This is a genomic window from Aquibium sp. ELW1220 (assembly GCF_030398385.1).
In the GTDB taxonomy this organism is placed as follows: Bacteria; Pseudomonadota; Alphaproteobacteria; order Rhizobiales; family Rhizobiaceae; genus Aquibium.
Genome location: NZ_JAOAOQ010000018.1, coordinates 19112 through 45185 on the forward strand (window position 1 = coordinate 19112; position 26074 = coordinate 45185).

Below are 26074 nucleotides of genomic sequence, written 5' to 3' on the forward strand. Positions count from 1 at the left end.
CGAAGCCGCCAGGTCGGCGGATGCCGCCGGCAGGGCTTGCGTCAGGCAACCCGACGCTGCGCGCCGCCGTGATCGGGATACGCGTGCATGACCGCGAGAACCTTTTCGCGGCATCGCTCGAAGGCGGCCACGCAATCCGGATCGAAGTGGCGTCCCGCCTGCTCGCGCAGGTGCTGGAAGGCGCGGTCGACGGTCCAGGCGCACTTGTAGGCTCGCTCGGAGGTGAGGGCGTCGAACACGTCCGCCACCGCCGCTATGCGCCCGACGAGAGGGATGTCCTCGCCCGACAGGCCTTTCGGATAGCCGGATCCATCCCAGTGCTCGTGATGCGAGACGGCGATGGTGGCCGCGAGCTGGAGCAGGTCGCAGGACGAGCCGGCGAGGATCGCGGCGCCGATGCTCGTGTGCGTGTCGATGTGCGCGCGTTCGGATGCGGTGAGGCTTCCCTGCTTCAGGAGCACGTCGTCGCGGATGCCGACCTTGCCGATGTCGTGCATGGGAGCGGCGAGTTGCAGGTCGCGGCAGAACGCGTCCGACAGTCCGAGTTCCCTGGCGATGAGCGCCGAGTAGCGCGCCATGCGCAGGGTGTGGTCGGATGTCTCCTGATCCTTGTAGCCGGCGGCGAGCGTCAGCCGGTTGATGATTTCCTCCTCGCGGCGGCGCAGTTCGAGCGTCGCCATCTCCACCTCGCTGCGCAGCCACTCGGCCTGGTCGGCAAGCTTCAGCTGCACCTCGCAGAGCCGCGCGAGATTGGTCAGGCGCGCCTTGAACTCGACTGGCTCGAGAGGCTTGGTGAGAAACTCGACCGCGCCCGCCTTGATGGCGCGAAGTCGCAGATCGGCATCGTCGTCTGCGGTGATCATGACGATCGGCTTTTCGGCGAAGCGGCGATCCGCGCGGATGGCGGCGATCAGGTCGATCCCGTTCATGCCCGGCATCTGGTAGTCGACGAGAGCGATGTCGAAATGGATGTCGGGGAGATCGGCGAGCAGCCTGCCTGGATCGGGATAGGAGAGGACGGAGCAGCGACCGACCTGACGGACGAGCATCTCCATCAACATCAGGTTGGATCGGTTGTCCTCGACGATCAGGACGTTCAGTTGCATGCCATGCTCCTATGCCGCCTGCTGGCCCTGGGTGTCGTTCAACCGTGCGATCTCGGCGGCCACCCGCGCGAGTGCGGCTTCGTCCAGACGCGTCGACCGCAGACTCTCGGCGAGCTCCGCGACCTGCGTAAAGCCGAGATTGGAGGCCGAGCCCTTCAATGAATGCAGAGACCGGTCGAGAAGCTCGTGGTCGTGCGAGCCCATCGCCCGGTGCAGGTCCGACAACAGCGACGTCGCGTCATCGAAGAAGACGCCGAGCAGCTGTTCGAAGCCGTCCTGGCCGATCGCTTCCACGAGTTCCTCGTACCGTCCTTCGTCGCGGATGCCTGCGGTCGGCGAGGCGGCAGCCGCCGGCGCCGAAACCGAAGCCTCGACCTGCCGATCCAGCGCCATGCCGTGTGGTGCTGCCTGTCCGCCGTGCTCGGTCAATAACCTGGCGAGCCTTGCCGAACTGATCGGCTTCGCCTCGAAGCCGTTCATGCCGACTTCCATGCAGAGATTGCGGTCGGTGTCGGAGGCGTTCGCCGTCATGGCGACGATGGGAACGCGGCCCAGGATGCCGTCGAGCCTGCGGATTTCGCGGGTGGCGGCGATGCCGTCCATCACGGGCATCTGCATGTCCATCAGGATCAGGTCGTAGAGATGATCCCTGGCCATCGCCACCGCCTCGGCGCCGTCGACGGCAATCGTGACCGACTGTCCGAGGCGTTCCAGAAACCGGGTCGCGACCTGCCTGTTCACCTCGTTGTCCTCGACGAGCAGGATGTCGAGGCAGGGTGGCGGCACGGAAGCCACCGGCTGTTCGGCCATGGGTGCCTGTGCCGGAGCGCGCTCGGCCGGAACCTCGAACCAGAACAGGCTGCCGCGGCCCGGCGCGCTTTCGACGCCGATCTCGCCGCCGAGGCTTTCGACGATGCGCTTGCAGATCGCCAGTCCGAGCCCGGTGCCGCCATAGCGACGGCTGATCGTGCCGTCGACCTGGCTGAAGGCGTTGAACAGGCGGTGGAGCGCGTCCTTGGGGATGCCGATGCCGGTGTCGGAGATCTCGAAGCGCAGACGCGGACTGCCGTCGGGCGAACGCGAGTCTGAGGCCTTGACGTGGATCGTGCCGTTTTCGGTGAACTTCACCGCATTGCTGACCAGGTTCAGCACCACGCGGCGCAGCTGCGTGGGGTCGCCATAGTACCAGCTTTCGCCTTCGATCCCGCAGGAGCAGGTCAGCGTGTCCCCCTGTTCTCTGGCGCGGCCCTCCATGATGCGCAGCGAATCCTTCACCAGCGCACGCGCATCGAAGGGCAGGTTCTCGGCCGGCTGCTCGCCGTGCTCCAGCTTGGCGAAATCGAGGATCTCGTTGATCACCTCGAGCAGCGCCGTGCCGGAGCTGGTGATCACCCGCACGTTCTCGCGGTTCTCCGCCGAGAGCGTCGTGCCGGACATCAGTTCGGCCATGCCGAGGATGGCGTTCAGCGGCGTGCGGATCTCGTGGCCCACCGTGGCCATGAACTGCGACTTGGCGCGGTTGCCGGCCTCGGCGGCCTCATATGCCTCCGAGAGTTTCTCCGTCATCCGCTCCAGATGTTCTGAAGCCCTGCGCATCACGGAAAGCTGGCGCTTCAGGTTGAGGACCAGCAGCCCGATCGACATCATCAGCGCCACGACGAAGATGGCAGCGATGTTCTGCAGGCGCATGACGAAGTCGCGTGAATCGGCGCGCGCGGTCGAAACGGATGCGTTGGTGAAGGTCAGGAGGTCGTTGGTGTGCTGCAGGAGTTCGGGCAGTTTCGCGCGCAGGTCGACCAGCGCGGACGTCGTCAGCGAATTGCCGCGAGCGATATCGTTGAACACCGGCTCGATGCCGAGCACGATCTCGCGCACCTGGTTGCGCCGGTTGCTGATCCGCTCGCTGGCGACGAAATGTGGCGCGTACTGCCCGTTGTCGAGGATCGACAGCCGGGAATAGAGGATGTCGTAGCGGGTGATGAGGTTCTTCAGCGTCGCCGCATCGCTCGTTTCCGATGCGCCGTGCAGTCTCTCCGAAAGCGTGCGGGCTTCCCGGTCGAGCTGGTAGACCGCCCAGAGCGCGTCCTCGCGGATGGAGTCCTGGAGCGAATTCTGTCTCGACGACAGGTGCAGGAAGGCTCCGGCAAGCGCCAGCATCAGCCCGACCGACAGCGCGATCAGGTATCTGGTCGTCCTGCCGGCCTTCCGGACGGCCTCGCGGCTGGCGGCGAAGTCGGCTTTCAATCGACGACCTCGATTTCCTTGATCTGCCAGACCGAGCGCGAGAAGTACTTCTCGTTATAGAGCTCGGGGTGCTTGTCGAAGGGGTAGATCATGAAGAGCGGTCCCTTGTCGCGGACCGACATCTCCTCGCCGTTCATGCGGATCGCCAGCATGGTGGGGAAATCCTGCGCATCCTCCATCGGCACTTCGGCCGAATAGTCGTTCAGCGCCTTGACGATCAGCGTCTTCCCCTGTGCGCCGGCGGCATCGAGGATCGCCTTCAGGAGCGGGCCTTCGAACGCCACCTTTCCCTCGGTCCAGGGGGTCTCCATCGTCGCGGTGCGCCTCTCGAGCGCCTCGAGCATGGCCTTGTCGAAGGTGGCGACGCCGTCGCCGTTGGTGTTGGCGATGTCGCCGGTGATGGTCAGCACCGTCTCGCCGGCCGGCTCGCCGAGCGGAGCGGCCAGCGCCGTGGTTATCGATAGGAGCGCGAATGCGCAGCCCGCAAGCAAGGTCTTCATCTGGACAGGCCCCCAAGGTGTGCGCGAGCGTCGTCGTCGGCAGGAGGACGTCCTGCCCGCGGTCGCGGCTATCATGGTCGAGGAACACACCGCCGGTTCGACCGGCCGGGGATGAAGCGGCGTCATGCCTTTGCCGCGCCGATGCGACAATTCTCCCCCATGACGACCGGCCTAGCACGCCTCCCGTTGAAGGCCGGTGAAGCCGATCCGTGCAAATTGAACGATCGCGGCAGGATGCGGCGGTTCCTGCCGAAGTCAAGGCAGGAGCGGCGTTCACGGAGAAGCGGGTCTACCGGCAATGCAGCTGCCAGAAACACCGAAAGGCCCCGCGAAGGGCCTTCCGGCAAGCATGGTCCTTAGGCCGGTGGCCGAGGGCGGATCAGCCCCTGGCGGCGGTCACGGCGCGCCTGGCCATCACCACCACGAGGTTGGCGCGGTAGTCGGCCGAGGCATGGATGTCCGACATCATGCCGTCGGCCGGCAGCGTCATCCCGTCGAGCGCCGAAGCGTCGAAACTCGACGACAGGGCGGCCTCCATCTCGGCCGAGCGGAAGACGCCGGTGTCGCCGGCGCCCGTCACAGCCACCTTCACGCCGTCGCCGCCCTTGGCCACGAAGACGCCTGCCATCGCATAGCGCGAAGCCGGGTTCCGGAACTTCTGGTAGGCTGCCTTCTCGGGCGCGGTGAAGCGGATGGCGGTCACGATCTCGCCGTCGCCCAGCGCGGTCTCGAACAGGCCGGTGAAGAAGTCCTCGGCCGCGATCTCGCGCGTATTGGTCACCACCGTGGCGCCGAGCGCCAGGAGTGCGGCCGGATAGTCGGCCGCCGGGTCGTTGTTGGCGACAGATCCGCCGATCGTGCCGAGATGGCGCACGTGCGGATCACCGATACCGCCGGCCAGCCTGGCGAAGGCGGGGCAGGCGGCGGCGAGCTCGCCGTTGCCGGCGACCTCGGCATGGGTCGTGCCAGCGCCGATCGTGACCGTGGAGCCCGCCACGGTGACGCCCTTCAGCGCCGTGATGTGGCGCAGGTCGATCAGGTCGCTGGGGGCCGCCAGCCTGGTCTTCATCGCAGGGATCAGCGTCATGCCGCCCGACACCAGCTTGGCTTCGCCATTGGCGGCGAGCAGGCTTGCGGCTTCCTCGACCGAGGCGGCGCGGTGATAGTTCACGGAATACATGGTCTCGTCTCCTTTCGGGATGGCGGGGCGGGAGAGGGGGCTGGCGTGCCGGCTGCCGCCGGCTGCCCGGTCCCCATCTCCTGCCGCTGCGCGTTCATCCCATTCTGGTTGTCACTCGTCTCTATCAGTGTCCGATGTCAGTGCCTCGTCGCCGCCCTGATCGCCGCCCACACCTTCTGCGGCGTCGCCGGCATGGTGAGGTCGTTGTTGCCGATCGCGTCGGTGATGGCGTTGATCACCGCCGGCGGGGAGCCGATCGCGCCCGCCTCGCCGCAGCCCTTGATGCCCAGCGGATTGCCCGGGCAGGGGGTGTTGGTGGTCGACACGGTGAAGGACGGCAGGTCGCCCGCGCGCGGCATGGTGTAGTCCATGTAGCTCGCGGTGATCAGCTGGCCGGTCGCGGGATCGTAGTGGCAGCCTTCCAGGAGCGCCTGGCCGACGCCCTGCGCGATGCCGCCATGCACCTGGCCCTCGACGATCATCGGATTGATGATGTTCCCGAAATCGTCGGCGGCGACGAACTGGACGATCTCGGTGGTGCCCGTCTCCGGGTCGATCTCGACCTCGCAGATGTAGCAGCCGGCCGGGAAGGTGAAGTTCGTCGGGTCGTAGAATGCGCCTTCCTTGAGGCCGGGTTCCATGCCGGCCGGCAGGTTGTGCGCGGCGTAGGCGGCGAGCGCCATCTGGAACCAGGGCAGCGCCTTGTCGGTGCCGGCGACCTTCAGCTCGCCGTTCTCGATGACGATGTCAGCCTCGTCGGCCTCCAGCAGATGGGCGGCGATCTTGCGGGCCTTGGCTTCCACCTTGTCGAGCGCCTTGACGATCGCCGACATGCCGACGGCGCCGGAGCGGGAACCGTATGTGCCCATGCCCATCTGCACCTTGTCGGTATCGCCGTGGACGATCGAGACCTGCTCGATCGGCACGCCGAGCCGGTGCGAGACGAGCTGCGCGAAGGTGGTCTCGTGACCCTGGCCGTGGCTGTGCGAACCGGTCAGCACCTCGATGGTGCCGGCCATGTTGACGCGCACCTCGGCCGATTCCCACAGGCCGACACCGGCGCCGAGCGAACCCACCGCCTGGCTGGGGGCGATGCCGCAGGCCTCGATGTAGCAGCTCATGCCAAGACCGCGAAGCCTGCCGCGGCTTGCTGCTTCAGCCTTGCGGGCGGGGAAGCCGGCATGGTCGGCAGCCGCCATCGCCGCGTCGAGCGAAGCGGCGTAGTCGCCCGCGTCATAGGCCATGATGACCGGCGTCTGGTGCGGGAACTGCGTGATGAAGTTCTGCCGGCGAAGCTCGGCCGGGCTGACGCCCAGCTCGCGCGCCGCCGTCTCCACCACGCGCTCCACCACGTAGGTGGCTTCCGGCCGGCCGGCGCCGCGATAGGCGTCGACGGGGGCGGTGTTGGTGTAGACCGCCTTGACGTTGCAGTGGATCGCCGGGATGGCGTACTGGCCCGACAGCAGGGTGGCGTAGAGATAGGTCGGCACCGACGACGAGAACAGCGACATGTAACCGCCGAGATTGGCGACGGTCTCGACCTTCATGGCCGTCATGCGGTTGTTTGCGTCGAAGGCGAGCTTGACCTCCGAGACATGATCGCGGCCATGCGCGTCGGTGAGGAAGCTCTCGGTGCGGTCGGCCACCCACTTGACCGGCACGCCGGTCTTCTTGGAGGCCCAGAGGCAGACGATCTCTTCGGGGTAGATGAAGATCTTGGAGCCGAAGCCGCCGCCGACGTCGGGGGCGATGACGCGCAGCTTGTTCTCCGGCGCGACGTTGTAGAAAGCGCTCATCACCACGCGGGCGACGTGCGGGTTCTGCGAGGTGGTCCAGCAGGTGTAGTGGTCCTCGGCCTTGTCGTAATGGCCGAGTGCGGCACGCGGCTCCATGGCGTTGGGCACGAGGCGGTTGTTGACGAGGTGCATGGTGGTGACGTGGGCGGCCGAGGCTAGCGCCTTGTCGACGGCGCCCGCATCGCCGATGTCCCAGTCGTAGATCAGGTTCTTTTCGGCCTCGGGGTGAAGCTGCGGTGCGCCGTCCTGCATGGCGGCGACCGCGTCGGTGACGGCGGGCAGCTCGCTGTAGGCGACGACCACGGCTTCGGCCGCGTCGCGCGCCTGGCCCTTGGTCTCGGCCACGACGATCGCCACCGCCTCGCCGACGAAGCGCACCCGGTCGGTGGCCATCGGCGACCAGGCGCCCATCTTCATGGGTGTGCCGTCCTTGGAATGGATCATCCAGCCGCAGATCAGGTTGCCGATGCCGTCGGCCTTGATCTCGCGTCCGGTCAGCACACCGATGACGCCCGGCATCGCCTTCGCGGCCGAGACGTCGATGCTTTCGATCCCGGCATGCGCGTGCGGGCTGCGCACGAATGCCGCATGCTTCATGCCGGGGACCACCATGTCGTCGACGTAGCGGCCCGCGCCGGTGATGAAGCGCTTGTCCTCCTTGCGCACGACCCGTGCGCCGATGCCTTCCATGCCCATGTCCAAACCTCCTCCAGAATTGCTTTGCACGTTGCGGCTGACGGCAGTCACGGCGATGCGGCCGGGGCGGAATGGCGGTCGGGAACCGGAAGCGCCGTCCCGCTGGACGGCGATGCGACGGTCCCTGGCGCCTCCTCCTCCCGCGCCCGGGCCTCGCCGGTCAGGCGGCCTTCGCCGCGCCCTTCGCCATGGCTTCCGATGCCGCCAGGATCGCCTTGACGATGTTGTGATAGCCGGTGCAGCGGCAGATGTTGCCCTCGAGCTCGGCGCGCACGGTCTTCTCGTCGAGGCCCTCCGGGTGGCGGGCGATCATGTCGGTGGCGGCCATGATCATGCCGGGCGTGCAGAAGCCGCACTGCAGGCCATGGTGCTCGCGGAAGGCCGCCTGGACCGGATGCAGGTCGGCGCCGCTGGCCAGGCCCTCGATGGTGACGACCTCCGAACCCGAGGCCTGCACGGCCAGGATCGAGCAGCTCTTCACCGCCTTGCCGTCGAGATGCACCACGCAGGCGCCGCACTGCGAGGTGTCGCAGCCGACATGCGTGCCGGTCATGCCGAGGTTCTCGCGCAGGAAATGCACCAGCAGGGTCCGGTCTTCCACGGTGCCGGTCACCGTTCGGCCATTCACGACCATTTTCACGTCAGACATCGATCTCCTCCTGTGCCTGTCTCTTGGATGGGTCTGCGCCGACGACGCGCAGTCAGGTCGAGGCGAGATTACCGAAGCGCCGGAAAGAGTCCATCGGCAAGCGGGTGAATATTCGGTGGTGCAGCGTCTCGACCGAGGGGGGCGGAGAGGTGCCGCGCGGGCGCTTCTCGCGCGGGCAGGGCCCGCGAACCCGAGGGGACACCCCACCATGCCGCCTCCACCGATGTTTCCGCGCCTGCATGGCCATGCGGGGCCGGTCCGCGAGGGTGCGGCCCGGGGCCGTCCCGCGCCGCACTCGACCGGGGTCTCCGCGCGGGCGCGCCGGGAGTTCCGATTTGTCGCGCTTGGCGCTTGAACTTTGCGCCCGATGCCGTTATCAGGCGCACACGATCCGGTGCCGTGTAGAACTGCGCCGCGAGGGCCGCTTTAGCTCAGTCGGTAGAGCACATCATTCGTAATGATGGGGTCGCGTGTTCGAGTCACGCAAGCGGCACCACTTATCTTCTTAATCCCGCCGGCCGACCCGTCCACTACGCAGTGCGAAGCCTGGTCTGGCGGCCCACCGTCTTTTGGACACCTCCGCCGGAGCGTCGCAGCCCTTTCAGCCGAGGCTCGCATGTCAGCGGCCGGAGCGCGGGTGGCGTCGATGGCCGGATGGTGGCAGCTGTCGTGATTCCATCGGCAGGCGTCTGTTGCGCCGACGGGACTGCGCGTGGGACACCTTCGCGATCCTTCAGGCCGCAATCATTTGCGGCCGCTCTGCGTGGCTTATCCACAACCGAAGATATGCGTCCCGTAAAATTACCTGAGAGCCAGATTGACTGTGACGATCGGCGCGATCAATCTCGCGTCTGGGGTGTATCGGGCGGGGAAAGATCATGCGGCTGCTTTCACAAGCGGTTATCGCTGCAGTATTTTTTTGTCTTCAGGTTGTGATTGCCTCCGGCCAAGGTCTGGCCCCTGCGGAGCGCGCGCCGGGCGGCCTCGGCAGTGCGGCGCCGGCCGTCCCGCCCGGCAAGGCGCCCGACGCCGCCGGCGGGCTTGGCAATGCCGGCGCCCCGCTGACCGGGGAGGAGGACGCCGAAGCCGCAGACGCAGAAGGCGCGGAGGAGGAGGAGGAAGCCGTCGCCGAAGAGAAGGCGCAGGAGAAGGTTCTCGCGCCTGCGGCGGCCGAGAGCATGGCGGTGGCCGCCGCGTCCTCGCCGACCGGCGGCATCCGGCCGCCGGACGCCAAGCCCGAACCGAACTTTCCCGAAGCCAGGGGCAACGGCTCGCTGAACTACCGCCTGCCGATCCCGCTGCCGGAGTTCCGCGGGCTGCAACCCGACATCGCGCTGAACTACAATTCCTCGCGCAAGACGAGGACGAGCGGTCTCTACCAGGGTTGGCTGGGCTATGGCTGGGGCCTCGACGGCTTTTCCGTCATCGAGCGCGGCCGGCCGCGCAACGGGGTGCCGTCCTATGGGGCGGAGGACGTCCACTATCTCAACGGCGTACCGCTCGTGGCCTGCACGGCCCAGCCCCAGGGCACGACCAGCCCGTCCTGCCAGGCCGGCACGGGCGGGACGCATTCGACCGAGGTGGAGAGCTACCAGCGCATCCGCTTCGACGCGGCGCAGAACCGGTGGGAGATCACGGCGCGCGACGGCACGAAGACAATCTTCCAGTCGGTGGGGGCCATCGCGTCGGCGGGCACGCTGACGCCCGGCACGGACGAGCACGACATCGCCTACCGCTATCGCTGGCTGCCGACGAGCGTGGTCGACACGTTCGGCAACACGGTTACGTTCGGCTACACCTGCCCGGAACTGCCGACCTGCTATCCGGACGTGGTTTCGTATCCCGGCGGCGAGGCGCGGTTTTACCGGCAGAACCGACCTGACCATCTGCTGGTGGGCAATGGCCGCAAGCTGTCGCGGATCGGCGAGCGTGTCGTGACGATCAAGGTATCGTCGGGCGGCGCGCTGAGGGCCGCTTATGCGCTGGAATACAACCAGGCGCCGGTGTCGAACGCCTCGCGGCTGATCAAGGTGCGGCAGTTCGGCCGCGACGCCACGGTGAGTGGCGCGGGCGTGGTGAGCGGCGGCAGCGAGCGGCCGCAGACGGTGTTCGCATACAAGGATTTTGCGGCGCAGTATGACGAGGTGGTCGCGTCGCCAACCGTGACGGGCCTGCTGGCGCTCAATCCGATGGACACCAGTTACAGGTTCGTCGAAGACCTCAACAATGACGGGCGGCACGAGCTCATAGGTGGGGCCAGCAACAGTTCTTCGGCCAGCATCCGCTCATTCTCGACGGGCAACGTGGTCGCCACGCATCCCAGCCTGTCGCTGCCGTCTAACGAGATGGAAACGCGAACCGTGGCCAATATCGGCCGGTTCGACGGCCAAAAGAAGGAGAGCTTCGCCCTCATCAAGCGCAACAGCGGCGGAGCGCGGGTCTATGCCTTCAACGATGACCTTTCGCACGTCCAGTCCTGGTGCTCGGATGCGACGGGTCCGCTGGCTGCTGCCTGTGCGCAGGTCACGTCGCAGACGTCAGTTTTTGCCAAGCGTTACATCGTGGACCCTGATGGGGACGGCGTAGAGCAGATGTTTCAAACGACGCATGCCGACGGGAATCTCCATGTCAAGAGTTTTTATGGCGACGGAATAGATCGACTTTTCGACGAAGAGGGTCGAAAAATTGCTGAATATGATGGTGTTGAATGGATTCGCTATAATATACGACTAAGAAAGCCGAATGGATCCAATTTCGGATCATCAAATATTAAAAATTCTCGGGCGATAATCGGCGACTACAACGGTGATGGCGTCGATGATCTGTTCTATTCGTTGACACAACAAGGAGCCTGCAGCGAGTCCGGCGGATGCTCGTCCAGCAATGAATGGCACGTTCTGCTCGGCACCGGCGATCGCTTCATCGTCCTGGCTAGAAACGGCTCCGGCCAGTCCCAGTCGGGCGGTGAACAGTCCGGGATGACCGATGCCGGCGACCTGGATGGAGACGGCCGCGATGAACTCTACGTCGCCACCGCATCGGGATATCCTCTGCAGAACCCTTCTTCGTCAGGCGACAAGTATTCAACCGTTCTTTACAGCTTCCGCATTACGTCGAGCGGCTTCGTCCGCACCAGTGTCGGCACGACCAAGTACAGCGAGAGCGTCGCGGACTTCAACGGCGACGGACTTGGCGACACCATCTACCTTTCGGTCTCCTGCGGCTACCAAGGCGACCTCGACGTCTGCTACTACACCCGCAAAGCCCGCCTTTCGAAGGTCGGGACCGCCCTTCCGAACCTTATGATCTCGGCGACGGACCAGCTCGGCGGGGTGGCGCAGTTCGAGTACAAGCCGTCGACGGTATGGCAGAACGATTTTCTGCCCTATTCGACGCCGACGGTGACGAAGATCGCGATCGATGACGGCCGCGGGCAGGTCGCCACGCACCAGTTCGCCTATGAGGGCGGGCTGTTCGATCCGCCGTCGCGCAAATTCCTCGGCTTCCGCAAGGTGATCGAGACCAAGCCGCTGGCGTCGGGCGAGACGGTCGCGCCGACGGTGGAGACCACCTACCGCCAGGATCTGGCGAGCTACGGCCTGCCGGAAGTGACTATCCACAAGGACGGCGGCGGCGTGGTGCGCAAGCAGGTCGCCGAGGCCTACGCGACCAACCTCGCGGCGATGCCCTACTGGGCGAAGAACGTCTCGACCACGACGACGCTGACGGAGGATGCGTCGGTCTCGCTGCTCACCGAGCGCAGCTTCGACGACTGGGGCAACCTGCTTGCCACGAAGGACCATGGCCGCACCGACGCCACCGGCGACGAGCGGATGACGCGCAGCGACTATGCCGTCAACGCGGCGGCCTTCATCACCGCGCTGCCCTACCGCGAGACCGCCTTCCTCGGCCATGACGATTCCAGCCTCGCCGCGGCGACGAAGCGGGTCGATTCGCTCTATGACGGCAGCACGGCGCCGGGTGCCGCGCCGGTCAAGGGCAAGGTGACGCTGAAGCGCAGCTACGCCAGCCCGACGGTCGCGGCCGACGAGAGCTTCGGCTACGATGCCGCCACCGGTAATCTGGTCTTTGCCGTCGACCCCGTCGGCAACCGGACCGAATGGGACTACGATCCGACCTACCAGCTCTATGCGGTGACCGAGCGCGCTCCGGCCTTCTTCGCCAATGGCGGGCTGCCGGCCGACACGCGGCACGTGACGTCGCTCACCTGGACCTATGCCTGCGGCGCGCAGGCGACGCGCACGATGCCGGGCGGCGTCGCCTATTCCTACACATACGACGCCTTCTGCCGCATCCATGATTTCGTCAATGCCACGAACGGGCATACGAAGTCGGTCCGGTGGGCCAGCGAGGGCAATCCCGCCCTTCAGAGCATCACGACGTCGGAGACGCTGCCCTCGGGTGCGCCTGCCCGCAGCGAGGCGCGGCTGTTCGACGGCCGCGGCCGCGTCCATCTCGAGCAGACGAGCGGCGACATCGCGGGCCAGACGCGGCTGGTGGCGAGCAGCTTCGACGCGCGCAGCAACGTCGCCTCGAAGACCCATCCCCACTTCCAGGGCGATGCATCCTTCGCGACCACCACGACCTATGACTGGGCCGACCGCCCGGTCGCGATCACCAACCCGGATGCGACGGGCAAAAGCTTCGCCCGCTTCATCGCGCCGGCGACGGTGGTCGGGAGCGGCAATCGCGGCCTGCTGCGCGAGCGGCTGACCGACGAGATCGGCCGCTTCACCGACACCGTCACCTCGAGCTGGGGCGACGTGGTGGCGATCAGCCGGACCATGCAGGACGGGTCGGTGCGGCTGATCCACGGCGCGAGCTTCGACATGGCGCAGCGCCTGACCAGCGTGACCGACCATGGCGGCGCGGTCTGGGCCTATGCCTACGACATGCTGGGCAACCGGCTGTCGGTGGCCGATCCCGATCTCGGCGCCTGGAGCTATGGCTACGATCTCGCCGGCCGGCTGACCAGCCAGACCGACGCGCGCGGCACCACGACGGCAATGACCTACGACCAACTCGGCCGCCTTCTCACCCGCACGGTCACGGCACCGTCGGTTCCCGACCCGCTGCTCGTCCAGAACATCTATGACGAGGCGCGGGCGGGCTACTTCAACGTCGGCCAGCTCACCACCTCGTCGAACGGGGCGGCGACGCATGTCATGGACTGGCATGCCTCGGGCAATCTCGCCCGGCGCGCCACGACCATCGGCGGCAGGACCCATGCCCGCACCGAGTTCGAGGATGCCGGCCAGAAGCCGATCCACACAACTTATGAGGGCGACGGTGCGGGCACGACGCTCGCCGTGGGCACAGCGTCGTCGCGCTGGACCTACACCGGCAACGGTCTGCTGAAGACGGTGCCCGGCTACGTGACGGACACCGAGTACGAAGCCGACGGGCAGACGCGGTCGATCGCCTATGCCAATGGCGTGACGACGGCGTTCACCTATTCCCCGCAGCGCCGCTGGCTCACCTCCTTCGAGACGAAGCAGGCCAACGGCACGGTGCTGCTCGCGGCCAGCTACACGCGCGACGCCGTCGGCCGCATCACGGTCATCGACGGGCCGGGGCTCGCCGACGACTGGACCTACGCTTATGACCATCTCGACCAACTGCTCACGGCCGACAATGCCGGCGACAACACGCTCGACGAGACATTCGTCTATTCCGCGACCGGAAACCTGATCTCGCGCACGCGGCTCGGGCAGGCGTTCACATACCCAGCCGCGACCGACCCACGCCCGCATGCGCCCACGCTGCTCGGCGCCACCCCGATCGGCTACGACGCCAACGGCAACATGGTCTCCGACGGCGCCCGCACGCTCGCCTGGGATGCCGCAAACCGGCTCGGCCAGGTGACGGCCGGCGGCCTGGCGACGAGCTTCGCCTACGGCCCCGACGGCACGCGGGTCAAGAAGAGCTCCAGCCTCTCGGAAACGCTCTATCCGACCCCCGACGTCGAGGTGGACACCGCCGTTGCGGGCCACGCCGCCTACACGCGCTATCCGCACATGGACGTGAAGATGGTCGGCACGACGGCCTATTTTCTCCACCGCGACCACCTGGCCTCCGTCCGCGCCGTCACCGACGCCAGCGGCGCCATCGCCGAGGACACCCGCTACGCCGCCTACGGCGAGCGCACCAACGCCGCCTTCGCCACCCAGAAAGGCTATATCGGCGAGCGCCACGACCCCGAGACCGGCCTCATCTACCTCAACGCCCGCTACATGGACCCAATCTTCGGCCGCTTCATCTCGCCGGATGACTGGGATCCGACCATGCCGGGCGTGGGGACGAACCGGTACGCCTATGCGCAGAACGATCCGGTGAACAAGGCGGACAACAACGGGCATCAATCACTCAATGAAGCCCTCGGTCGAGCTTACATCGCTCGCGAAGTTGGTATCGCAGCAAAGGCGTCCACGGTCGCAGCCGAAATTGTAGGCAACACGGCTGTCGATGTCGCCGAGGAAGCCGCAAAGATCGCTATCGACGCATCGCCGGTTGGCCCCGCGCTTGGTGTGATTGAAGCCTACGAAAATCCAACTGTTGGAAACATTGCTGCCGCCGCGTCCGGTTTCATCCCGGGAGCACGAGCTACGAGGGAGGGGGTGGAACAACTTTCACGCGTCGGCCGCTGGATGGGACGAGACGAGTACGGAAAAATGTTGACAACAGGCAAAGTGCAAGAGAGTTTTTCAGGGGCAACATATGTTGCGACGCCTGCTTCACCGGCTGCCTACGAAAGGCAGGCGAAGCCGGGGAGTATATACGTCGAATTCGATGTGCCAGCGTCTTCGGTAAAGCAACTGCAGGAAGGCTGGGGGCGAATCATTGGTCCGAGCACCTTGGAGAGCAGGCTTGCTGCTAGAAGAGGAACCAAGGCGGCGGAAGAGATGCCGCCCGCGACCAATATCCAAGTTGTAACTCAAAAAGAACCAATGAGCGGAAGCGGCGGGGCGACGTCTCCAAATGAACGATTTGAATAACCCCGTACCTATACTCAGAGATATTTATTATGATCTTCGATCAACTCAATTTCTTGACGGTATAGAATCTACTATAGATTTGGACGATGATCTTCGTGCAGTATTTATCGACTTTTTTACTGTTGATAACTACGCGGCGGCGCGCATTTCGATCAACTCCGATGGTATGGCGGATTCTGAATTCATACAAGGAGAACATTTCTCTTGCAAGCACCACGAAGGACTTCGTTCGTCTAGTGAGATATCAGATAAGCTGAAAGAAGTTGTCAGTTTCGTAAGGAGCAATATTAATCGCACGTGAAAGTCAGTCATTTCGAAACATGCAAGAAAGCCGCTTAAGCGCAGGATGCGGTATGCCGTGTCCTGTGATCGACGTGATTGCCCCTGCCCATAATGGCGACGACACGCTCGACGAGAGCTTCGTCTATTCCACCACCGGCAATCTGATTTCCCGCACGCGGCTCGCGCACGCTGCGGATGCTGAGATCGAGGTATCCATCCGCCCGCGTCCCGTCCATCGCGCAGTTCCCCCTCAAACCTGTGAACATCTCCCCTGAGTTGCCGCAAGCCATGGGCCTGCGCCTACCTTGCCGCTAGACTGGCCTGCAATCGAGGGTGGGAGCAGTCGATGCGAGGGACGTGGTTGCCTGCGGCGCTGCTGGTCGTTCCGCTCGCCGGCTGCATGGGCGGGCAGACGCGGGATTTCTTCGCCGAGACGGTCGACAGTCTGCATGCCCGCAACTCGCCCCTGCGGAACGGCGAGGGCCGCTCGCAGGCGATCGGGGGCGGACAGCCGGGCGCGGCGGCCTTCGCGGGTGCGACGCATGCGGGCTCCGGCAGCTTCGTCTCGGGCGCAGCCCCGCTCGGGCGCGGCACGACGACGACCGGCGGCGAGGGGTTCGAGCTCGATCTCGTCGATGCGCCGGTGGCGGAGGCGGCGCGCGTGGTGCTGGGAGACGCGCTCGGCGTGCCCTACGTGGTCGATCCGCGGGTCACCGGGACCATCACGCTGCAGACCTCCCGGCCCGTCGCGCGCGAGGCGCTGTCCGACATTATGGAGGCGGCGCTGTCGGTCAACGGCGCCGGCATCGTCGAGCGGGCCGGCACCTATCGGGTGGTGCCACTGTCGGACGTGCTCGCCGCGACGCCGTCGGTCAGCATCCCGCGCATGACGCCCACCGGACCCGGCATCCGGGTGCAGGCGATCGAACTGCAGCACATCTCGGCCGAGGAGATGCGGACGATCCTGCAGCCGATCAGCCGGCAGGGCTCGATCTTGCGCGCCGACTCAGCCCGCAACCTTCTGGTGATCGCCGGCGCGCCGGGCGACCTGAAGGCCATGCGCGACGCCATCGCGGTGTTCGACGTCGACTGGATGCGCGGCATGTCGGTGGCGCTGCATCCGCTCAAGGCGTCTCGTCCGGCGGAAGTGGCGAAGGAACTGGCGACGATCTTCGGCACGGAGGGCGGCCCGGGCGCGGGCTTGGTGCGCTTCGTCCCGAACGAGCGGCTGAACGCGGTGCTGGTGATCTCGCCGCGGCCGGCCTACCTGTCGCGGGCGGCGGATTGGATCGCCAGGCTCGACACGCTGGCTGAGACCAGCGACGAGCAGATGTTCGTCTACACCATCCAGAACCGCCCCGCCAAGGAACTGGCCGAGGTGCTGCGCTCGGTGCTGGCGCGCGGCGAAGGGACGGCGGCCGCTAGTCCGCTGGCTCCGAATGTCAGCGAGGTGGCGGTGACGGTCGATGCGGGCAGCGGTCCCGCGCCGAGCGCCGACGAGCCGCTCGACGGGGGCGGGGGCGCCGATCCGCTGTCGGTCGTGGCGGACGTCGAGAACAATGCGCTGCTGATCCACACCACCGCGCGGGAATACGAGCGCATCGAACGCATCCTGAAGCAGCTCGACGTGCTGCCGGTGCAGGTGCTGCTCGAGGCCGTGATCGCGGAAGTGACGCTGTCGGACGAGCTGAAGTTCGGCCTGCGCTGGTTCTTCGAGAGCGGAAATTTCGGCGTGTCGCTCTCCGACGTGGCCAGCGGCTTCACCGGGGCCGCCTTCCCGGGCTTTGCCTGGAGCTACGCCACCGACAACATCCAGGTGACGCTCAATGCGCTGTCGAGCGTCACCGACGTCAACGTGATCTCGGCCCCGACGGTGATGGCGCTCAACAACCAGAAGGCCGTGCTGCAGGTCGGCGACCAGGTGCCGATCGTGACGCAGCAATCGGTCGGCACCGATGCAGCCAACGCGCCGATCGTCAATTCGGTGGAGTTGAAGGACACCGGCATCATCCTGACGGTGACGCCCCGGGTCAACAGTTCCGGCCGCGTGATGCTCGACATCGACCAGGAGGTGAGCAACGTCGTCAAGACGACGTCGTCTGGCATCGATTCGCCGACGATCCAGCAGCGGCGCATCTCGACGCGGGTGCTGGTCACCGATGGCGAGAGCCTGGCGCTGGGCGGCCTGATCCAGGAGCGGAATTCGATCAACCGGGGGCAGGTGCCGTTGCTGGGCGACATTCCGGTCATCGGCAATGCGTTCAAGAACAAGACGGACGGGATCACGCGGACCGAACTGATCATCTTCATCCGGCCGCGCGTGGTGCGCGACGTGCAGGAAGCGCGGGACGTCACGGCGGAGTTTCGCGAGCAGCTGAGCCTCGATTCGGCGATCCGGGCGCGGCGTGGCGGGACGCAGGTCGAACGCGACATCAAGCGGCTGGCGCGATGATGGCGGAGGGGAGCACCGGCCAGCTGGTCGTGTTCACGGCGGCGCTCGCCGCGCTGCTCGTGGTGGTCGCGTGGATCGACTTTCGCCGCATGGTCATCCCCGACCCGCTCAACCTGGCGCTCGGCGCCGCGGGCCTCGCCTTCGTACTGGTGGTCCGCCCTGCGGAGATCGGGTGGCAGGTCGCCGGTTCGACCCTCGTCGCCGGATCGCTGTTTGCAGTCCGGGAGGCGTTTCTTCGGCTGCGCGAAATGCATGCGCTCGGCCTGGGTGACGTGAAGTTCGCCGCGGCGGCGGGCCTCTGGATCAGCCCCTGGCTGCTGCCGCAGTTCATCCTGATCGCCAGCGTTTCGGCGCTCGGCTACGTCGTGGTGGCGAGCGTGGCGACCGGCACGGTGCGGCTCGGGCAGCGCCTGCCTTTCGGCCCGTTCCTCGCCCTTTCGACGTTCACGCTGTTCCTGATCGAGACCATCCTTCCACACCTGGAGGCATAGATCGCATGCGCCCAACACGATCCCGCGCCGGCCGCCCCCCGAGAACCGCTTCCGGTGAGGACGGCTATTCGCTCGTCGAACTGCTGGTCGTACTCGGCATCGTTGCGCTCATCGCCACCATCGCCACGCCACGCGTGCTCGGCTATCTCGGATCGGCGAAGGTCGAGGCGGCGAAGACACAGATCCGCAACGCGTCGAGCGCGCTCGAACTGTTCTATCTCGATACCGGCCGCTATCCGAGCAGCGAGGAGGGCCTCCCGGCGCTTTCGGTTGCACCTGCGGGTCTCACCGGATGGAATGGTCCCTATCTCAAGGGCGCCGACCGCCTCGCCGATCCCTGGGGCAATGGCTATGTCTACGAGGCCGCGGAGACCGAGGGGTTCAGGCTGACGTCGCTCGGGCGTGACGGGCGCCCCGGCGGAGACGGGCAGGACGCCGATCTCGGCCAGTAGGTCCTCCGACGATCACGGTTCCGGACGCGAAAGGTGCAGGATCGCGAGCGACCGGGCTTCGTATGTCCTGCCGTCGCGCTGCAGGGTGACGATAATCGAGATCGCTCGCGGAAGAGCCGCAAGTTCGTTCCAGTCGTCGGACCAGACGTCTTCCGCCCCGCGCCAGCCAAGATAGCGAAAGCGGATCCGCGCCTGCGCCGGCAGCAGGGTCTCGGTCTGGACTGCGATGCCGCGCACGGGGACCCCGAAACGGCGCGGACGAAGCACCTGGCTTATGGCCGCGCCGACTTCGGCGTCCGTCGTCGCAATCTCGACTTCCCGCAGCGATTGACGCTGGTGGCCCGTCCGGGCGATCGCCGAGAACCGGACGTCTGTTGCCGTTCCGACGAGGAACCGGCGTTCGGCAGGCCTGCCGGACAACAAGGGCAAGGGCTTCGCGCGTTCGAGGAGCCCTTCCACATAGGCCGACACGGCCTGCGCCTCGCGTGCGACCGCGAGGCGCTCGGCCGTTGCGGAGAAGCCGCGAAGCTGGCCGATGAAAAGCGCGATCAGGGCCGCCATGGTGGCGACGAGGGCGAGCGACACCAGGAGTTCGACGAGCGCGAAGCCGCCCTCCGCGCCGCCCGCAGGGGAGGCGGGCAAGACCCAGGTTCCGCTCGAGCGTGCGGTCATGGCCGGAAGCCTGCGTCCGGTTCCACCGGCCCCGGCGGCCGCGCAAGCGCCGACCGCTTCAGCTCCAGCCTTTCGCTCCGGAGCCGGTCGGCCACGCCGATCGAACGCGATGCGACGGCGAGGGCCTCCAGCGCGACCATCATGCCGAGAGCGAGGATGACGAAGGCGATGACGACCTCGATGGTGGCGAATCCACCCGCGGACTCCGGATCGCTGCGATCGGTCATGGCGCAGCGTCCTCCGAGACCTGCACCCTTCCCGTCAGCCAGTGGAGGGAAAGGCGGGACGAGGCGCCGCTCGCAGCGCGAAACTCGATCACCACGCCTGTGGAGCTTCCGTCCGCTGCGAAGGGGATCTCCAGCCCGCCCTGCCGGTCGAGCCATTCGCCCGCCACGCTGGCGCGCAGCGTGAAGCCGGCGAGCGAGACGTCCCGGCGCGGCGGCCCTTCCGTGGATGCGCGCGCCTCGGCGAAGGCGACATCGACCGATCGCGGCCTGCCGTCGGCAAGGACTGCGTTGCGCGTCGAGACCAGCAGCCGCCCGAGTTCGAGCGCCTTGTCGGCCGGCGACGCCCGCGACTGCCGTCCGGGGAGACCGGATGCGAGGACGGCAGCCGACAGGGCGAGGATCGCGAGGACGACGAGCATCTCGACGAGGCTGAAACCGGCCGTACCGTCATTGCGATCCATCGGCCCGCCTATCTCAGAGCGAGGTCGTTCAGGCTGAGCAGCGCGCTCATGACCGACAGGATGACGGTGCCCACCAGGGCGCCGAGGATGAGCGTGATCGCCGGGCCTGCGACGGCGGAGAAGCGGGCGGTGCGCCGCGCAGTCCGCGCATTCATCAGGTCGGAGACCTTGAGCAGCATGGCAGACAGGCGGTTGGCCTCTTCGCCCGTTGCAACGAGCGACAGGTCCGACGGTGCGAACCGGCTGCGTCGTGCCAGGGCCGACCGGAGGGAGGAGCCTTGTTCGACTAGCCCCGCCGACGATGCCAGCGCCTCGCTCAGAGCCCGGTTGGAACAGGACCGGGCCGACAGCCGCATGGCCTGCGGGAGCGGCACACCGCTGCCGATCAGCATCGACAGTGTCCTGGAATAGCGGGCCAGGTCGATATCTGCGACGAAGCCTCCGACGAGCGGGATCTTCAGGGTCAGGCGATCCATCGCCATCCGCCAACCTGGCCTTCGCCGCGCGAGGATGATGATCAGAAAGGCAATCAACGGGGTGGCCGCGAGAACGGTCCACTGGTCGGACAAGAGGCTCCGCAGGCGCGACAGTGCAGCGATGGCGACGGGCATTGCCGCCGCTTCGGCCTCGAAAAGCGGCTCCAGCGCGGGTGCGAGGACGAAAGCAAGGAAGACCACGGCGCCGAGCGTCATCGCGACAAGAAAGACCGGATAGGACAACGCGTCGAACAGTTCCCGCCGCACCCGTGCGCGATCGGCTTCGAAGGAGACGATCTGCGTCACGACATCCGCCAGCCTGCCGCTCTCCTCGCCGGCCGCGACGAGACCCGCATGATGTTCGGGCACGCCCCTGGCCGTCCGAAGGATCTCGGACAGGCTCTTCCCCGTCGCCAGTGCATCCGCGACCGTTCCGAGCAATGCGCGCTGCCGCCCTTCGGTGGCGGAGGCATGGGCAACGTCGATCGCGTCCTTTGGGTTGAAACCCGCATCGAGCAGGACGGAAAGTTGCTCGAACGCCTTCGTCCATTCGGCGCTGCGGACGGCCTTCAGGCCTGCCGCCGCCTCGTCCCTGGAACTCCGACCCGCCTTTGCAGGTGTCACCTCGACGGCTCGCAGCCCGGCCCCGGCGAGCTGCCGGATCGCTGCCTGCCGGTCGGTCTGGTCCACCGTTCCCCGGTGCAGCCGGCCGTCGGCGCCATAGGCGACATAGGCGAAACGCTGTGTCATCGAAGTGACTCCGGCTCCAGGACGCGGAACACTTCGGCGGAACTCGTCTGTCCACGCTCGATCTTGTCGCCGGCGTCCTCGACGAGTGTCCGGAAGCCTTCGCTACGTGCGCGGGCGAGAATGCCCGCTTCGCTTTCGTGTTTCGCGACCGCCTCTGCGATTGATGCGGACACCGGCAGGATTTCGTACACCGCCAACCGGCCGCGATGACCTTGATGGCCGCACCGCTCGCAGCCGGCCGCAGCACAGTCCTGGCAGCTGCGGCGCACGAGGCGCTGCGAGACGACGCCCCGCAGCGTGGCCGAGATCAGGAAGTCGTCGATACCCAGGTCGCGCAGGCGGGTGATTGTGCCTGCCGCGCCGTTGGTGTGGAGGGTCGAGAGGACGAGGTGGCCGGTGAGCGCCGCCCGGACGGCGATTTCAGCGGTATCCCGGTCGCGGATCTCGCCGACCAGGATCACGTCGGGGTCCTGCCTGAGCACGGAACGCAGTGCTGCCGGGAAGTCGAGACCGATTTCCGGGTTGACCTGCAGTTGCGTGATGCCGTCGATACGGTACTCGACGGGGTCTTCCACGGTGAATATCTTGACGTCCTCCGACAGACGCTCGCGCAGCAGAGCGTAGAGCGTCGTGGTCTTGCCGCTGCCGGTCGGCCCGGTGAGCAGGACGATCCCGTTCGGCGTGTCGACCAGCGTCTTCAGCTTCGCTGTGGCGCTTCCGTCAAAGCCGAGCCGGTCCAGATCCAATCGCACCTGCGACCGGTCCAGGATGCGCAGGACGAGGGATTCGCCATAGCTCGACGGAACCGAAGAGACGCGGATATCGACCGGCTGGCCCTTGACCGTCGTCCTGATCCGTCCGTCCTGCGGCAGGCGCCGTTCGGCTATGTTGAGGCGCGCGAGGACCTTGAGCCGGGCGATCAGCCCTCCATGCGAGGCTTTCTGCACCGTCTCCACCGTCACCAGGCGGCCATCGATGCGCTCCCGGATCCGGATGCCTTCGGCCTGGGGCTCGACATGGATATCCGAGGCACCGTCGGAGACGGCACGGGAGAAGATGCGTGACACGAGACGTATCATCGGCGCGTCGCTGGCTGAAGCCTTGAGGACGTCCAGGTCAAGATCGTCGGGTGCGACCTCGGTGTCGACTGCATCCGGTTCGTCGACGGTCCCGGCACGAAGTGCGGAGATGATCCGGCTCCGTTCGCCAGCCGAGACGACGAGCGGCCGCCCGAGATGAAAGGCGAGCGTGCGAAGTTCTGTTCGGGCGAAGGGATTGGCGGCGACCACGCGGACGGCGGTCTCGTCGGCGGTGAGTGGCAGAAGGCCTGCCCTGAGGAGGAAGTCCTCGCCGATCTGCGCCACGAGGTCGCTGTCGTGCGCCTCAAGGTCGCTCCGGACGTCAATGTCGCCGATCTCGCCAGCAGCCCGCGCGAACTCGTCTTCGCGCAGAATGCCGAGTTCGGTGAAGACGAGGTCCAGCGCATGTGGGGACGTCTCCAGCGCACGGATGACGCGGCGCTGCGCATCTTCCGAGATCCGGCCGCGCCGACCCAGTTCCTGTACGAAACCGAATTCGTCCGGGTGCCTCATCGGAACGGCTCCACAGCATCCGACCAGCGCTCGACCAGCCTCGCCGCCGCCTCGGGACAGGGCCGGGCTGCCGGACCGGGGGAGGCGGGTGCGCCAGCCGGACCGAAGACGTCGATCAACAGCGCCGTATGCGATACCGGATCAAACGACATGATCGCGCTGAACGCAGCCGCACGACCGTCGGGGCGCGCCGCACGGACCTCGACGGAATATCTCCCGGCGCCGTCGTCTCCCATCCCGCCACCCATCCGCCGCTGGATGGTGAACACCTGCCGCAGGCGCGAGGGTTCGATAGCCGCGAGCGCGGGAAAGTCGGCGAGTTCCTCGACGGCTTCGAACGGCCCTCTCTTCAGGCCTCCGTCGATATCGACCCGTTCGACGTTGAAGCGGTCATGCGGATCGTAGCTGCGAAACCGGACGATGTCGGCCGCGACTTCGCCGGTAACCCGAGGCGGAAGGCCAAGGCCTCCCAAGGCCGCGGCAATGTCGTCGGCCGGGGCCGCGTTGAGATCAGTCAGTCGGTCCTGCTTCCGGAGGGCAACCGAGACAGAGTGGGCGCGAGCGGGACAGGAGAACGACGCCGCGTCTTCGCTCGAACCCTCGATCCAGGACGGCGCGAATCCCAAAGCGATTTTCCGCGCCAACGCGTCGAGCGTGGCGTGCGCATGCAAGGTCCGCTGAATGTCGAGCTCCAGCCGCGCTTCGCCGGCGAAATGTGCCGACATGGCCGCGACGATGCCGAGAAATACGAGAACGGCCGGCAGGGCATAGCCCGACTGCCCGGGCGACCCCGCCACGGTGCCTGCCTCACCCGCATCGCTCATTGGTCTGCCCCGTGCAGATGCAGGTCCATCGTCGATTGCGATAGCCGGAGCGTGATGGACCGCGATGTCACCGTCTCGATCCTCCAACCCTGCACCACTTCCCCCATGCCGAGCCACGCGGGCGCTTCGGATGGCTCGTCGATGGCGGCGATCAGCGCGCGGGTCTGCCCCGCGAAGCGGCGCGTGCCGAGAAGGCGAAGACGCGGCGGCGCGGGCTCCGATACCGGTTCCGACGGCACTGGGATTGTTGCGACCACCTCCGCGACCTGCTCGATGTCCGATGCGTCCGGTCCGGTCACCGCGATGCGAGCCGGGGCCGGGCGCCGGCTGCGATCGAACAGCGGGCGTTCCAGGAACGCGCCGCGCACCGGCGTGAACTCAGTTGAGGGCTCGCTGCCGCTCGCTCCCGACGACCGGGAACTATCGAAGGCCGACGAGGATGGAGCGAGAGGCGAGACGTCGATCGGATCGCGCGTCAGGACCGCAAGCGTGCAGGCGACGATCACGAGACCGAGGCATAGAACCCGGATGCCGCGCCAACCGATCATCGTCGTGGTGCGCTCGTGCTGGCGGCACCGCGCGGCAATGCCCCGAAAACCTCGATCTGCGCGACCATCGCCACTTTGTCGACCGTCGTCGTCCCGTTGGCCGAGCGCCAGACGGCGACCTTTCGCATGTCCGCGTTGCGAAGGCGGTGGAACAGACGGTCCAGATAATTGTAGACCGCAGGCATATCTCCGCTGACGTCGATCCTCACGCCGATCATCGTCAGACCTTCGATGATGAAGGATGGTGCGCGGCCGGACGAGATCACCTCCAGTCCACTCTCGCGCGCCGCCGCCGTGACGAGCGTCTGCAATGTGGATGCCGCTGCAGCCTCGTCCGCTCCGGCGAGAAACAGGGCGTCGATGCTCCGGTCTCGCTTCTCGGCTTCCTGCCGCAGGTCACGGCCTCGCTCCACGAGTGACTTCACCCGACCGAGTTCGTGTCGCAGTTCCTCGATCTCGCCGCGCCGGGCTTCGAAAAGGCTGGCGACCGAGAGGATCAGGGCGATCGCCATGAGAAACGTCATCGACAGGATCGCGACCGTCAGCCATCGGCGGGTCACCGGGGCGAGGTTGATGGCGAAGGTCAGCGGCTCGGTCACCGCGACACCTCCATGTGCATGGTGAAGCGCTCGCCGTCCTCATCGATCGCCTTAACGACGTTGCCTTGAAAGCTCGCCTTCTGGAAGGATCCGGATGCGGAAAAAAGCGACGGCAGCTCCATGGGCTCGGTGGACACGCCGGCGATCTCGATGATCCCGTTCGAAATGCGGACGTCCGTCAACCAAGCATGATCCGGCAGCGCGGCTGCAAGCGCATCGAGCAGTATCGCGGGGTTGCGCCGCGCCGATACCGTCCTGTCGAGCATCTGCCGGGTCTGCTCGAGCTGGGTGATCTGCTGCCGGGCTTGCAGGGTAGCGGCTCGCTCGAGATCAAAGCGCGCGATCTCCTGGCCGAGCTTTTGCTTCGCGGCAGCAAGTGCGACGACCGTGTCGGCTGCCATGGCACCTGCGGAGAGCAGCGCCAAGGCGGCCAGGCCGCGCATGATGAGCCGGGCTGTCGCGCCATCCGATCGGCACGTGTGCGGATCGAGCCGGTAGGACCGTCCGTCCTCCGTGAAGGCGATTTCGACGTCCCCATGCCGATGTGCCCGGATCGCGTCGCGAAGTGCGGCATGGACGCCGCGCCTGACGACGAAGTAGGCGTTATCCGCGGATACGGCCGTACGCCGCTCGAAAAGGAGGACGACGTCCGCGCGCCTGATCGGCGTCGTGGAAATGTCCACTTCCGCCATTGCTCTGAGATGGCTCGCCCGCAGGCGGATTGCGGCCACCGGGCGCCTGAGGCATTCGGAGGGGGTCAGCGCGATCGCGACGGGCTTTCCGGAATAACGGACGGGCGCGCCGTCGGCGGCTCCCCCGGAGACGAGATCGGTCAACGCGACCGAAGGCTCCCGCTCGATACCCGGTACACTGCGTGAAAGACCCTTTCCGCCCCCCCGGTGCAGCAGGTCGCGAGCGAGCGACTTCATCTCGGCTTTCAACCACTCACAGGTATCCAGAAGCAGTGCGAGCATGAGACGATGACCATCGGAAGCGCACCATGAGACTAGTCCTGGCGGGTCTCCGCAGCCATCACCCGGCTCGACGGTGCACAGACTTTT

General features: G+C 66.5%; 21 protein-coding genes and 1 tRNA gene. 7 read left to right on the forward strand and 15 right to left on the reverse strand.

All coding sequences use genetic code 11. The features are described 5' to 3' along the window. Nucleotides 1-41: 41 nt before the first annotated feature. The 6 genes from N1F91_RS16880 to N1F91_RS16905 form a co-directional block, all read right to left on the reverse strand. On the reverse strand, nucleotides 42-1106 hold the full coding sequence (locus tag N1F91_RS16880) for an HD domain-containing phosphohydrolase (RefSeq protein ID WP_289994058.1): 1065 nt from the start codon (nucleotides 1104-1106) through the stop codon (nucleotides 42-44). A 9-nt stretch (nucleotides 1107-1115) separates the two neighbouring features. Then, entirely contained in the window at nucleotides 1116-3350 is a 2235-nt protein-coding gene (locus N1F91_RS16885; protein WP_289994059.1) for an ATP-binding protein, read from the reverse strand. Beyond that, on the reverse strand, nucleotides 3347-3850 hold the full coding sequence (locus N1F91_RS16890; RefSeq protein WP_289994060.1) for a molybdopterin-dependent oxidoreductase: 504 nt from the start codon (nucleotides 3848-3850) through the stop codon (nucleotides 3347-3349). The genes N1F91_RS16885 and N1F91_RS16890 overlap by 4 nt, the downstream gene beginning before the upstream one ends. Before the next feature lie 379 nt (nucleotides 3851-4229). Further along, on the reverse strand, nucleotides 4230-5030 hold the full coding sequence (locus N1F91_RS16895; protein ID WP_289994061.1) for a xanthine dehydrogenase family protein subunit M: 801 nt from the start codon (nucleotides 5028-5030) through the stop codon (nucleotides 4230-4232). Nucleotides 5031-5167: 137 nt separating this feature from the next. Continuing rightward, nucleotides 5168-7522 carry a xanthine dehydrogenase family protein molybdopterin-binding subunit gene (locus N1F91_RS16900; protein WP_289994063.1) on the reverse strand — a complete coding sequence of 785 codons (2355 nt, stop codon included), beginning with the start codon at nucleotides 7520-7522 and terminating at the stop codon, nucleotides 5168-5170. 160 nt (nucleotides 7523-7682) lie between these two features. After that, nucleotides 7683-8171: a (2Fe-2S)-binding protein gene (locus tag N1F91_RS16905; protein ID WP_289994065.1), complete on the reverse strand. Its 489-nt coding sequence runs from the start codon at nucleotides 8169-8171 to the stop codon at nucleotides 7683-7685. 420 nt (nucleotides 8172-8591) lie between these two features. Between N1F91_RS16905 and N1F91_RS16910 the strand changes: the two genes are divergently transcribed. From N1F91_RS16910 to gspG, 7 genes are all read left to right on the forward strand, one after another. Next, nucleotides 8592-8667 (forward strand) — tRNA-Thr (locus tag N1F91_RS16910). A gap of 382 nt (nucleotides 8668-9049) precedes the next feature. Then, nucleotides 9050-15187: an RHS repeat-associated core domain-containing protein gene (locus N1F91_RS16915; protein ID WP_289994067.1), complete on the forward strand. Its 6138-nt coding sequence runs from the start codon at nucleotides 9050-9052 to the stop codon at nucleotides 15185-15187. Next, the gene (locus N1F91_RS16920; RefSeq protein WP_289994068.1) at nucleotides 15171-15488 is read left to right on the forward strand and encodes a hypothetical protein; all 318 of its coding nucleotides are present in this window, start codon (nucleotides 15171-15173) and stop codon (nucleotides 15486-15488) included. The genes N1F91_RS16915 and N1F91_RS16920 overlap by 17 nt, the downstream gene beginning before the upstream one ends. A gap of 64 nt (nucleotides 15489-15552) precedes the next feature. After that, a complete protein-coding gene (locus N1F91_RS16925) occupies nucleotides 15553-15744 on the forward strand; it encodes a hypothetical protein (protein ID WP_289994072.1) in 192 nt (63 codons plus the stop codon). A 71-nt stretch (nucleotides 15745-15815) separates the two neighbouring features. After that, a complete protein-coding gene (gspD, locus tag N1F91_RS16930) occupies nucleotides 15816-17921 on the forward strand; it encodes a type II secretion system secretin GspD (RefSeq protein ID WP_289994073.1) in 2106 nt (701 codons plus the stop codon). Further along, nucleotides 17918-18412 (forward strand): A24 family peptidase, encoded by a 495-nt coding sequence (locus N1F91_RS16935; protein ID WP_289994074.1) that lies wholly within the window; start codon nucleotides 17918-17920, stop codon nucleotides 18410-18412. The genes gspD and N1F91_RS16935 overlap by 4 nt, the downstream gene beginning before the upstream one ends. Before the next feature lie 5 nt (nucleotides 18413-18417). Further along, nucleotides 18418-18864: a type II secretion system major pseudopilin GspG gene (gene gspG, locus N1F91_RS16940; protein WP_289994075.1), complete on the forward strand. Its 447-nt coding sequence runs from the start codon at nucleotides 18418-18420 to the stop codon at nucleotides 18862-18864. A 12-nt stretch (nucleotides 18865-18876) separates the two neighbouring features. Here gspG and N1F91_RS16945 read toward each other — a convergent pair whose 3' ends face one another. Genes N1F91_RS16945 through N1F91_RS16985 form a run of 9 tightly spaced genes read right to left on the reverse strand, consistent with a single transcriptional unit; the run spans nucleotide 18877 to nucleotide 25987 of the window. Further along, on the reverse strand, nucleotides 18877-19536 hold the full coding sequence (locus N1F91_RS16945; RefSeq protein WP_289994078.1) for a hypothetical protein: 660 nt from the start codon (nucleotides 19534-19536) through the stop codon (nucleotides 18877-18879). Then, nucleotides 19533-19763 (reverse strand): hypothetical protein, encoded by a 231-nt coding sequence (locus N1F91_RS16950; RefSeq protein ID WP_289994080.1) that lies wholly within the window; start codon nucleotides 19761-19763, stop codon nucleotides 19533-19535. The genes N1F91_RS16945 and N1F91_RS16950 overlap by 4 nt, the downstream gene beginning before the upstream one ends. Beyond that, on the reverse strand, nucleotides 19760-20224 hold the full coding sequence (locus tag N1F91_RS16955) for a prepilin-type N-terminal cleavage/methylation domain-containing protein (RefSeq protein ID WP_289994082.1): 465 nt from the start codon (nucleotides 20222-20224) through the stop codon (nucleotides 19760-19762). Before N1F91_RS16955 ends, N1F91_RS16950 begins: the two co-directional genes overlap by 4 nt. An 8-nt stretch (nucleotides 20225-20232) precedes the next feature. Next, nucleotides 20233-21450 (reverse strand): type II secretion system F family protein, encoded by a 1218-nt coding sequence (locus N1F91_RS16960; RefSeq protein WP_289994084.1) that lies wholly within the window; start codon nucleotides 21448-21450, stop codon nucleotides 20233-20235. Next, nucleotides 21447-23042 (reverse strand): GspE/PulE family protein, encoded by a 1596-nt coding sequence (locus tag N1F91_RS16965; RefSeq protein WP_289994085.1) that lies wholly within the window; start codon nucleotides 23040-23042, stop codon nucleotides 21447-21449. The genes N1F91_RS16960 and N1F91_RS16965 overlap by 4 nt, the downstream gene beginning before the upstream one ends. Further along, nucleotides 23039-23839, reverse strand: a complete 801-nt coding sequence (locus N1F91_RS16970; RefSeq protein ID WP_289994086.1) for a hypothetical protein — start codon at nucleotides 23837-23839, stop codon at nucleotides 23039-23041. The genes N1F91_RS16965 and N1F91_RS16970 overlap by 4 nt, the downstream gene beginning before the upstream one ends. Before the next feature lie 23 nt (nucleotides 23840-23862). Beyond that, nucleotides 23863-24372, reverse strand: a complete 510-nt coding sequence (locus N1F91_RS16975) for a hypothetical protein (RefSeq protein ID WP_289994088.1) — start codon at nucleotides 24370-24372, stop codon at nucleotides 23863-23865. Between the two features lie 38 nt (nucleotides 24373-24410). Continuing rightward, complete coding sequence (gene gspM, locus N1F91_RS16980; RefSeq protein ID WP_289994089.1) at nucleotides 24411-25013, reverse strand: type II secretion system protein GspM; 603 nt, start codon at nucleotides 25011-25013, stop codon at nucleotides 24411-24413. Beyond that, nucleotides 25010-25987, reverse strand: a complete 978-nt coding sequence (locus tag N1F91_RS16985; protein WP_289994090.1) for a PilN domain-containing protein — start codon at nucleotides 25985-25987, stop codon at nucleotides 25010-25012. The genes gspM and N1F91_RS16985 overlap by 4 nt, the downstream gene beginning before the upstream one ends. Nucleotides 25988-26074: the final 87 nt, after the last annotated feature.

Bases quoted from the DNA above. Each gene is read 5' to 3' on its own strand.
- N1F91_RS16880 (WP_289994058.1), bottom strand. From the start codon at position 1,106: ATGCAACTGAACGTCCTGATCGTCGAGGACAACCGATCCAACCTGATG.
- N1F91_RS16890 (WP_289994060.1), bottom strand. From the start codon at position 3,850: ATGAAGACCTTGCTTGCGGGCTGCGCATTCGCGCTCCTATCGATAACC.
- N1F91_RS16895 (WP_289994061.1), bottom strand. From the start codon at position 5,030: ATGTATTCCGTGAACTATCACCGCGCCGCCTCGGTCGAGGAAGCCGCA.
- N1F91_RS16900 (WP_289994063.1), bottom strand. From the start codon at position 7,522: ATGGGCATGGAAGGCATCGGCGCACGGGTCGTGCGCAAGGAGGACAAG.
- N1F91_RS16905 (WP_289994065.1), bottom strand. From the start codon at position 8,171: ATGTCTGACGTGAAAATGGTCGTGAATGGCCGAACGGTGACCGGCACC.
- N1F91_RS16915 (WP_289994067.1), top strand. From the start codon at position 9,050: ATGCGGCTGCTTTCACAAGCGGTTATCGCTGCAGTATTTTTTTGTCTT.
- N1F91_RS16920 (WP_289994068.1), top strand. From the start codon at position 15,171: ATGAACGATTTGAATAACCCCGTACCTATACTCAGAGATATTTATTAT.
- gspD (WP_289994073.1), top strand. From the start codon at position 15,816: ATGCGAGGGACGTGGTTGCCTGCGGCGCTGCTGGTCGTTCCGCTCGCC.
- N1F91_RS16935 (WP_289994074.1), top strand. From the start codon at position 17,918: ATGATGGCGGAGGGGAGCACCGGCCAGCTGGTCGTGTTCACGGCGGCG.
- gspG (WP_289994075.1), top strand. From the start codon at position 18,418: ATGCGCCCAACACGATCCCGCGCCGGCCGCCCCCCGAGAACCGCTTCC.
- N1F91_RS16945 (WP_289994078.1), bottom strand. From the start codon at position 19,536: ATGACCGCACGCTCGAGCGGAACCTGGGTCTTGCCCGCCTCCCCTGCG.
- N1F91_RS16950 (WP_289994080.1), bottom strand. From the start codon at position 19,763: ATGACCGATCGCAGCGATCCGGAGTCCGCGGGTGGATTCGCCACCATC.
- N1F91_RS16955 (WP_289994082.1), bottom strand. From the start codon at position 20,224: ATGGATCGCAATGACGGTACGGCCGGTTTCAGCCTCGTCGAGATGCTC.
- N1F91_RS16960 (WP_289994084.1), bottom strand. From the start codon at position 21,450: ATGACACAGCGTTTCGCCTATGTCGCCTATGGCGCCGACGGCCGGCTG.
- N1F91_RS16965 (WP_289994085.1), bottom strand. From the start codon at position 23,042: ATGAGGCACCCGGACGAATTCGGTTTCGTACAGGAACTGGGTCGGCGC.
- N1F91_RS16985 (WP_289994090.1), bottom strand. From the start codon at position 25,987: ATGCTCGCACTGCTTCTGGATACCTGTGAGTGGTTGAAAGCCGAGATG.